At 53.0% G+C, this 8,286-nt stretch carries 8 protein-coding genes; 4 read left to right on the forward strand and 4 right to left on the reverse strand.

What is annotated here, in order from left to right; genetic code table 11:
* Positions 1-31 precede the first annotated feature (31 nt).
* Positions 32-634 carry an arsenic metallochaperone ArsD family protein gene (locus HMPREF2804_RS00915; RefSeq protein WP_048753563.1) on the forward strand — a complete coding sequence of 201 codons (603 nt, stop codon included), beginning with the start codon at positions 32-34 and terminating at the stop codon, positions 632-634.
* A gap of 112 nt (positions 635-746) precedes the next feature.
* Here the strand turns inward: HMPREF2804_RS00915 and HMPREF2804_RS00920 are convergent, their stop codons facing one another.
* From HMPREF2804_RS00920 to fbaA, 4 genes are all read right to left on the reverse strand, one after another.
* Positions 747-1,445 carry an Asp23/Gls24 family envelope stress response protein gene (locus tag HMPREF2804_RS00920; RefSeq protein ID WP_246824080.1) on the reverse strand — a complete coding sequence of 233 codons (699 nt, stop codon included), beginning with the start codon at positions 1,443-1,445 and terminating at the stop codon, positions 747-749.
* 36 nt (positions 1,446-1,481) lie between these two features.
* Complete coding sequence (locus HMPREF2804_RS00925; RefSeq protein WP_246824081.1) at positions 1,482-2,288, reverse strand: hypothetical protein; 807 nt, start codon at positions 2,286-2,288, stop codon at positions 1,482-1,484.
* A 268-nt stretch (positions 2,289-2,556) separates the two neighbouring features.
* Positions 2,557-3,306, reverse strand: a complete 750-nt coding sequence (locus HMPREF2804_RS00930) for a hypothetical protein (protein ID WP_070626941.1) — start codon at positions 3,304-3,306, stop codon at positions 2,557-2,559.
* Between the two features lie 174 nt (positions 3,307-3,480).
* Positions 3,481-4,506 (reverse strand): class II fructose-bisphosphate aldolase, encoded by a 1,026-nt coding sequence (gene fbaA / locus HMPREF2804_RS00935; protein WP_048755365.1) that lies wholly within the window; start codon positions 4,504-4,506, stop codon positions 3,481-3,483.
* Between the two features lie 207 nt (positions 4,507-4,713).
* Between fbaA and HMPREF2804_RS00940 the strand changes: the two genes are divergently transcribed.
* The 3 genes from HMPREF2804_RS00940 (at position 4,714) to HMPREF2804_RS00950 (ending at position 8,191) form a co-directional block, all read left to right on the forward strand.
* Complete coding sequence (locus tag HMPREF2804_RS00940; protein WP_048778037.1) at positions 4,714-5,019, forward strand: hypothetical protein; 306 nt, start codon at positions 4,714-4,716, stop codon at positions 5,017-5,019.
* A gap of 399 nt (positions 5,020-5,418) precedes the next feature.
* Positions 5,419-6,975, forward strand: coding sequence for an amino acid permease (locus HMPREF2804_RS00945; protein ID WP_115333598.1), 1,557 nt, complete (start codon positions 5,419-5,421; stop codon positions 6,973-6,975).
* 175 nt (positions 6,976-7,150) lie between these two features.
* On the forward strand, positions 7,151-8,191 hold the full coding sequence (locus tag HMPREF2804_RS00950) for an ornithine cyclodeaminase (RefSeq protein ID WP_070626942.1): 1,041 nt from the start codon (positions 7,151-7,153) through the stop codon (positions 8,189-8,191).
* Positions 8,192-8,286 lie beyond the last annotated feature (95 nt).

Below are 8,286 nucleotides of genomic sequence, written 5' to 3' on the forward strand. Positions count from 1 at the left end.
TTGAACCCTAACAACGAGAAAGTGTTCCCGCATGAGTGAGCAAACCGAAGAACTAGCCGGTACCATCCTTGAGGTTTTCATTCCAGGTCCGGGCGAGAACCCTGAGGACCCTAACGATATGGAACGAACCCTCTTTTTGGGCGCCGCACAGGAAGCACTCGATTCGGGGGTAGATATTGAGGTTTACTCAACCGATAGTTACCCGTCAGCATTCGAAGAATGCGAGCCCGTCGCCGAGCAAATTGCGATGAGCGGTGCCGACGTTCTGCCGATTATGCTCGTCAATGGCGAGGTCAAGGTCTCGTTTATGTACCCGACCGCCGAGCAGATTACGCGCTTCTCGAAAGCCCACAAGGTCAAAAAGCCGAAGGCGAATGCGGCTGCAGCGGCATGCGGCCCGAGCGGTTCCTCAGGCTTCACTCCCATTCCCGATTTGGCACCCGGTGCTCTGCGCGAACCCGCCGGTTTCGCGGCTACCCTCGCCGGTAAAAAGCCCCAGGTGGTAGGTGGTCCCGATATTGGTAACCGCGTGAACCTCATGGGCGGCGACACCGGAGATGGCATTCCCTCTGAGGGTTCAGTCGCCACCAAATCCGGCGGATGCGGATGTGGTGGCTGCGGGTGCGGCGGCTAAAGCGCGCATCCCCGCACGAGTAGTTCCCGCCCCGAGTGTTTATATGCGAGTGCCCCGGATTCCTTGAAGGCATCCGGGGCACTCATGTATTTCACAACTTGCAGAGTATCGGCTACATTAGAGGATCCGGCGGATTCTGAGGCTGTGCATACTGAGATTGTGCGGTTTGCGCTTGTGCTCCCTGAGTCCAAACCGTACTATTCGTCCGGCGGCGTGAATATTCTTGACTCACCATGACGATAAAGACGATGCAGAGAGCTATATCTATAAAATATAGGACCCAGTAGAGGTACGCCAAGCCATTGGCGTACTGGAAGAAGTCATCCATATGGGTGATCACGTCAATTAGCGTTGCTATTTCTAGAGCTTGAAGGATCAGACCAATAATATTGATGCTCAGAATAAATCCCAGCGCTTTAGACCTGAGATAGAAGATACCGGCGAATATCTGAAGGCCATAATATGCCAGAAATGCACATGTCAACGCTAAGTGCAGAAAATCTTCTGCATCCCAATACTCGAATCCATACTTAGCCATAAACTCCACATAGTTATATAGACCCCACACAGACGTCCCCAGGCTCACCAGCATGAACGCGATACGTACCCCGTACAGCCAACGGAACGGGAATTTAGGGTATGCCGTCGTCACGGCTATGGACGCCTCCGTTTGGTTCGCAGCTCCCGGGTGCGCATACTGCCCCGGTACCGTCGAAGCCTGATCGTCGGAAGGCTGCGACGCCGCCCAAGGTTTTACCGCATCCTGCGGGTTCTGTTCGGCAGAGTTTTTTCTCGATGATTGCTCACTCATAAATTCAAAACTATCACGCATATCGTTCACATCCCACTATTTTTCTGCCTCTTCGTCACTGAGACTGTTGTTTGAACTTTCCTTACTATCGAGGTTTGCGATATTTAGGGGCCGGGCAGCAGGTTTAGTTTTTGTCGTCCCTGAACCCATCATTTTCACGAAAACAATGCTCACCCCAAGGTCAAAAAGAACCATTAGACACCCAAAGGGGTTATCGTATGCGACGGTAATCATGGTCATCACGAAAGAGAATACAAGACCATAGTTATTCACCTTTTTAACCCAGGGATAGTCTTTGCGCCGTATAAATTTTGCGCAGGCGCGGGTCTGTACAGCCGTAATATATACTGCATAAGAAATCATCAGAAACCCAAGAATTGCTATATGGGATAATGGCCGTTCAACCGATAACAGATTTACAGAAGTTTCTTCGCGATATGAAGTTGAATACCGCGCCATAGAGTTTATCCACGAATAAGCTATAACTACTATCGGAATATACGCCAGAGCTATACGAAGAACATAGAATATCTTGAGATTCTCAAGCCCTAGGGGTTTTGCCGCAGAGACTTCCACTGAATCGTGCGCCTTCTCTGGCGATTTTGTGGGACTTCCTGAACTTGTGGGATTTTCCGGCTTTTCGGCATCATTTTCCGGCTCTCCACTAGGGCGGATCACGATTTCCTCATCTCCCAGCTGGCCGTAAAGTGCCGTATACGCAGGAAGTTCATAACCTGCCGAGGTGCTATCGACCATACCCGACCAAGGAACCTTGCGGCTGCTTTGAGCGGCAGGCGCATCGTGAGCAGAATTTTGGGGTGAAAAATCATGATCTGTACTCATATTTTTACCCTATGATTACACCCTGGATATTCTATGAAAACCCCCTGAACATTCTCAATGAATATATTCCTTACATATTTCCTCATACTAAAAGGCTCTTTATTCCAATAAAGTATTAGAAAATCTGCCCGACATAAGTAAGTGCGGCAGCTAAAGCGCGCATTTCCACACGGTAGATTCCGTTCCCCAATGTATATATGCGAGTGCCCCGGACTCCTTGAAGGAGTCCGGGGCACTCATGTATTTCACAACTTGAAGAATATCGAGACTACATTAAGGGCTGCTCCGGCGGATTCTGAGGCTGTGCTGTCGGTGCCTGTGCTGGCGCTTCAGGGTTGTGCGGCATGACGGTCGGCGGTACAGAAGTATGTGGAGCCGCCGCGTAAACAGGCTGAGTCTGAGCCGTCTTCATTCTCTGGCGGCGAGAATATTCGCGAATTGTAATGACAATAAAGAATATGCACAGGGCTACGTCAATAATGTACAGTCCCCAGTCTAAGTACGTTGAAGCTTTAGCATATTCAAAGAAAATATCCAAGCGCAGAAGATTCTCAATAAGTTTAGGTAGCGAGGGCAGCTGGACGATTAAACCGAGGATATTCACGCCCAGAATATAGCCAAGCCCTTTGGACCGCAGGTATAGTATTGCCGCGATAATCTGCATGATTTCATAGACCGGATATCCAATAACCTGCGGTGCTTCGATAATTTCTGTGAGGGCGAGCGACACATAACCATCAAGAATCGTGGTAACAAGATTGTAGAGAACCCGCACGCTGAGCCATAAACTCACCGCAGTGACCACGATACGCACCCCATACAGCCAACGGAACGGGAATTTAGGGTCTGCCGTCGTCACGGCTATGGACGCCTCCGTTTGGTTCGCAGCTCCCGGGTACGTATACTGTCTCGGTACCGTCGAAGCCTGATCGTCGGAAGGCTGCGACGCCGTCCCAGGTTTTACCGCATCCTGTGGATTCTGTTCGACAAAGTTTTCTCTCGATGATTGCTCACTCATAAATTTAAAACTACCATGTACACCGTTCACGACGGCGACTATTTTCGCCGGATTCGCCCGGCAGACCTCTCACACACATACTAAAAAGGCTCTTTATTCCAATAAAGCGGTGGAAAACCCGCTTTATTGGAATAAAGAGCCTTCTGATGCCGGGGCAAACCGGCTAAGCATTACCTACTTGTTCAGCGAGGTGCCTGCCGAGCCGAGCTGCTGGCAAGCCTCAACCACGCGAGCTGCCATGCCCTCTTCAGCCTTAGCGCCCCACACGCGGGGGTCGTATGCCTTCTTGTTGCCGACCTCGCCGTCAACCTTGAGCACGCCGTCATAGTTGGTGAACATGTGACCGGCGACCGGGCGAGTGAAAGCGTACTGGGTATCGGTATCAATGTTCATCTTGATCACGCCATAGGAAACCGCATCCGCAATCTCCTGAGCGGTCGAACCGGAACCACCGTGGAACACGAGCGAGAACGGCTTCTCCTTACCGTACTTAGCGCCGATCTCGTCCTGAATCTGCTTGAGCAGTTCGGGTCGCAGGTGCACGTTACCGGGTTTGTACACGCCGTGCACGTTACCGAAGGTCAGCGCCGCAATGTAGCGCCCCTTCTCGCCCAGACCCAGAGCCTCAACGGTCTTCACCGCGTCATCAACGGTGGTGTACAGGGTGTCATCAATAGCGCCTTCAACGCCGTCTTCCTCGCCACCGACGGCACCGATCTCAACCTCAAGCACGATCTTTGCCTTGTTGGTGCGCTCCAGAAGCTCAGCCGCGATCTTGAGGTTCTCGTCAAGATCGATAGCGGAACCATCCCACATATGGGAGTTAAAGATGGGGTCTTCGCCGCGCGCCACAGCCTTTTCAGACTCGGCGAGCAGGGGAAGAACAAAGCCATCCAGCTTGTCCTTGGGGCAGTGGTCAGTGTGCAGTGCGATGTTCACGTCGTACTGTTTGGCGATCTCACGAGCGTATGCCGCGAATGCCAGGGAACCAGCGACCATATCTTTCTTCGATGCTCCCGACCAGTACGCTGCGCCACCAGTGGATGCCTGAACAATACCGTCAGAACCAGCCTCAGCGAAACCGCGAAGAGCGGCGTTGAGGGTCTGCGAGGAGGTGACGTTTACTGCCGGGTAGGCGAAGCCTTTTGCTTTCGCGTTCTCCAGCATCTCTGCGTAGACTTCGGGGGTTGCAATAGCCATGCTGACTCCTTGACTAGGGTGCGGGAAAACGTAAATTCCCGTGGTTTTGTCGGCGTGTCTGAACGCCATCTACAGAGACTATTTTACCAAGGGGGTTAGGGTTTTCTGTAGACTGAAAGCGCCGGTTTTTCGGCTTATTTCGGGCTTTGATGAGGCATTTTAGCCCGTATTTGAGAGTCATTGTCATCATAATGAGGGGAACGCCGAATGGGTGAAAATAACCCTAAGAACGCACAGCTGGCACGCCTGCAAGAACGCCGCGCAGCGATTCAAGCCCGCATGGATGCGCACATCATTGGAGGCGGACCCGTCGCCAAATCCCTCGCCCTTATTGAGCGGATGCGCGCCGAAGGTGCCACCGACCTTGAGATCGATACCGCTCTCGCCAAGAAGAAGCTCCCCTCCGTCATCGAGGTGGGGCGCAAATCTGCACTTCACGTGCCCGGCTGGTGGCTGCTGACCCGCCGCAAGAAGCGCCTCGACCGAAAGATTCACGCACTGGGCGGCAGCTAAACCCACGAAAAGCGAGCGCCGTCTCCTCATATCCTGCACACCCTACCTGTATAAATACACACATATTTTTCTGTGAGCCAGGGATAATTTTATGTTCCCTGCTATAGCAAGGAATAAACTGTATTTATTAAATTTCAATAACAATTTTCGGAATATTCCCGGCATCACAGTAGTACGTGCATTATGCATTGACACGCATATTATCGGGGTGTGCTCCCCGTAACATTCTTATACTTGGTCTGCTATAGTCTTAAAAAACTCCATGCGGCTTCCGGAATTTACTATATATCCGCGTGGAACAACACCGTATTGTGGCGCTCTAAGAAGGTACACCATCGTTCCCACTGGGCGCTGCAGGTCATAAGGAAAAATATGAGTCTCGATTCACCTAAAAAACCTATGACGCGACCAGACCACGAAGATGCCTTCGCTCATGAGCAGGAAGGTCTGCACAAGGGGCTAGGCGCTCGACAACTTCAAATGATTGCGATCGGTTCCGCTATCGGTACCGGTCTATTCTTGGGGACAGGCGGGCGCCTCGAAAAGGCCGGCCCTATGCTTGCGATCATTTTCGCCGTCTGCGGGTTCTTCGGCTACCTGATCCTGCGCGCACTGGGCGAGCTGATCCTGCACCGCCCCTCCTCTGGCTCGTTCGTTTCGTATACTCGCGAATTCTACGGCGAAAAGGCGGCGTTCGTCTCCGGCTGGCTGTACTGGCTCAACTGGGCTATGACGGCGGTAGCGGATGCGACCGCAATTGCTATCTACATCTCCTGGTTTGGGCGATATAACCAATTCTTTGCCGACCTACCGCAATGGCTCACCGCCTTCATCGTGGTGATTGTGACCGTGTCCCTGAACCTGGTCTCGGTTAAGCTCTTCGGCGAGCTGGAGTTCTGGTTTGCGCTCATCAAGATTCTGGCGCTGCTGACCTTCATGGCGGTTGGTATTTGGTACCTCATCTTCGGACAGCCCATCAACGGCGTGCAACCCGGTATTCCGCTGATTATGTCACATGAGGGGCTCTTCCCGCAGGGTGTTCTTCCGGCATTAATCGTCGTGCAGGGCGTTGTGTTCGCATACGCCGGTATCGAACTGGTGGGCACCACCTCCGGCGAAACAAAGGACGTCAAGAAGATTATTCCGCGCGCTATCAACGCTGTGGTGTGGCGCATTGCTATCTTCTACGTGGGCGCCGTAGTGCTGCTGTGCCTGCTCATGCCGTACACCGTCTACAGCGATGACGAGTCGCCCTTCGTGACCTTCTTCGACAATATTGGCGTGACCGCGAGCGCCCCGATCATGCAGCTGGTCGTGATTACCGCCGCCGCATCGTCGCTGAACGCGGGGCTGTATTCGACCGGTCGTATTCTGCATTCGATGGGTGTTGCCGGGTCTGCGCCGAAGTTCGCGACCAAAGTTTCTAAGTCGGGCGTTCCGGTGGCGGGTATTCTGCTGACCGGCGTGGTGGGGCTTTTCGGTGTGGTTCTGAATTTCATTGTTCCCGAACAGGCGTTTGAGGTCGTACTCAATATTGCGGCCTTCGGTACGATGGCATCCTGGGTTGCTATTTCGCTCTCGCACCAGAAGTTCCTCAAGCTGGCCAAGGAAGGAAAGTACACACGCCCCGAATACCGTGCTCCCGGCGGGCGCTTTGCCGACTGGTCGGTTCTGACCTTCATGGCTATTGTTATTGTGCTGATGGCGCTCGACTACCCCGTGGGCACATGGACTCTTATCTCGCTTCTTTTCGTGATTCCGCTGCTCATTATTGGTTGGTTTGTGGTGCGCGATCGCGTGAATGAGGTTGCGCGTGTTCGTGAGGGCTTCACGGGTGCTGTTCCGGTGATTGCGGCTCCTCCGATGGCGCGTAAGCTCTCGAATGAGGGCGTGTACAAGAATTACTTCACGGAGCTTGCCGAACACGACGATGATTCGGATGAGGATCGGAAGTAGCTTTTTACACACATTATTTTCCGGATATTGCACACACTACGCTGACATAATGTCATGCATATTGTCAGCGTATTCCGGGGAATATTATATACATCACAGTAATAATCTATACATTTGACTGCTGATATACTGATTCAGTATTTCATGTCAGCCTCTCACGACTAAGGAGATTATCGTGACCGACCACAGGGTTGAATTTGTTGATGTTGCATCCATGGCACAGTGGATTCAGCGTGACGGCGTTGGGAATATTATTGCCGGTATGGTGAATTTCTTGGAAGAAGATTTCAAGAAATGGCAGAGCTTCGATAAGATTCCGCGCGTGGCATCCCACACCCCCTTCGGCGTGATTGAGTTAATGCCGACCTCAGATAACATCATCTATTCCTTCAAGTATGTGAACGGGCATCCCTCGAACCCTGCACGTGGATACCAGACCGTGACCGCGTTCGGTCTGCTGGCTGATGTGGATAACGGCTACCCCGTCTTCCTCGCGGAGATGACCCTGCTGACCGCCCTTCGTACTGCCGCTGTTTCTGCCATGGTGGCTAAGCATCTGGCACGCAAGGATTCGCGGAAGATAGCGATGATCGGCGCCGGTTCACAGTCTGAATTCCAGGCTCTTGGGATGCGCGCCGTCCTCGGCATCGAAGACCTTGTGGTGTACGATGTTGATCCCGCCGCTATCGAGAAGTTCCGCCGTAATCTGGAGCCGCTGGGGTTCAGGATTCATGCCGCATCCAGCGTGGACGAGGCCGTTGCAGATGCCGATATTATTACCACCTGCACCGCCGATAAGCAGCAGGCAAAGGTGCTTCTAAATTCGCAGGTGAAGCCCGGCGTGCATCTGAATGCTATTGGAGGCGACTGCCCCGGCAAAACCGAGCTGGAGAGCGAGATTTTGGATCGTTCGACCGTGTTCGTGGAGTTCCCGCCGCAGACCCGCATCGAGGGTGAAATTCAGCAGAAGGATCCGGACTTCCCCGTGGTGGAGTTCTGGAAGGTTCTGACCGGCGAGGAGCCCGGGCGTACCTCGGATGAGCAGATTACTCTCTTCGATTCGGTGGGCTTTGCAATCGCCGACTTCTCGGCGCTGCGCTATGCACGCGAGGCAACCCGGGGCACCGATCTGCAGCAGTTCATTGACCTGGTGGCAAATCCGGACGATCCGAAGGATCTTTTCTCGCTCGTGAACGTGAACGTTCCGGTGGGCTAGGGGTTCACTCCCCTACACAACACCGCGAGCAGGTGGTTTTTGGTCCGAGCAGGTAGGATTTTCCTACCTTTTCGGCAAAATCCTACCTGCTCGCG

Origin of the sequence: Rothia sp. HMSC065G12, from assembly GCF_001811455.1 — a bacterium.
In the GTDB taxonomy this organism is placed as follows: domain Bacteria; phylum Actinomycetota; class Actinomycetes; order Actinomycetales; family Micrococcaceae; genus Rothia; species Rothia dentocariosa.